The organism is Variovorax glucosi (assembly GCF_051216695.1).
Lineage (GTDB): Bacteria > Pseudomonadota > Gammaproteobacteria > Burkholderiales > Burkholderiaceae_C > Variovorax.
In genome coordinates, this window is sequence record NZ_JBPJZE010000422.1 from 1 (window position 1) to 1,021 (window position 1,021).

At 65.2% G+C, this 1,021-nt stretch carries 2 protein-coding genes; one reads left to right on the plus strand and one right to left on the minus strand.

Translation table 11 applies throughout. The features are described 5' to 3' along the window. On the minus strand, positions 1-489 hold a 489-nt coding region (locus tag ACSFA3_RS26190; protein WP_435508214.1), incomplete at its 3' end, for a 2-oxoglutarate and iron-dependent oxygenase domain-containing protein. Positions 490-700: 211 nt separating this feature from the next. Here ACSFA3_RS26190 and ACSFA3_RS26195 point away from each other — a divergent pair. Next, a partial coding sequence (locus ACSFA3_RS26195; protein WP_435508215.1) for a TetR family transcriptional regulator occupies positions 701-1,021 on the plus strand: 321 nt, incomplete at its 3' end.

Consider the following 1,021-nt stretch of genomic DNA (forward strand, 5'->3'; position numbering starts at 1 on the left):
CGCAAAGACGCGCATCAGCGAGCGAGAGAGATCGCTCATCGCCTCGAAGTAGCCTTCGTAGGCTTCGCGGAAGCCCTCGATGGGCGGCCAGCTGTTGGGCTCGAAGTGCGGGCCGGCGGCGGGGCCGCGGTGGTAGTCGTCTTGCGGCACGTTCGACGGGCCGATCGAGAACGATTCCTTCAGGTCGCCGGGAGCGGCTTCTTCGAGGCTGTACGAGAGCCCTTCTTCGCCCACCGCGCTGTAGCCGCGTACCGCGTCTTCGCGCGGGCGGTCGACCTTTCGCTTTTCACCCAGCGGCATGTCGAAGAACCTGCGCGAGAGCGACGACACGCGCGAGATCAGCTCGGGCGCAATGCCGTGGTTCGTGATGACGAGAAAGCCGATGCTGCGGCAGGCCTCGTCGACCTTCTTCGCGACCTCGGCCTTGCCTTCGGCGGTGCCCGCGAAGTAGGGCGCTAGATCGATGATGGGGACGGACAGCAGGGTCATGGCAGGTTCCTCATGCTTGGCATGCCTTTCGCCATGCAACGTCTGTGCCAGTTGGACCAAATGGACAAAACGCATCCGTCGCGTCAGCATGGTGCGCAACGACGCGCCGCGAAGGCGGCTGCGGCGCAAGGCGATGCACCACGGCCTTACAGTGGTGCGCTGTGCTGTCCACCGATTCACTAACGAACGAACAAGAGAAGAGCGAGGGAAGATGCCGAAGACCAAAGCGCTGGCCGCGAGTGCCAGCAGCAAAGAGAAGAGCCCGGCGCGCAAGCGCGCGAAGCCCGCGGTGCGCAGCGCGTCTGCGGTGAGCCGCCGGCTGCGCCAGATCGAGGACAAGCGCAGCGCGATCCTCGGTGCGGCGCTGGGGTTGTTCTCCCGCTTCGGCCTGCACGGCACGTCGATCGACCAGGTGGCGGCACGCGCCGATGTATCGAAGAGCAACCTGCTCTACTACTTCGCGAACAAGGAGGAGCTTTACGTCAACGTGCTGCGCGATCTGCTCGCGCTGTGGCTCGAACCGCTGCGCGGC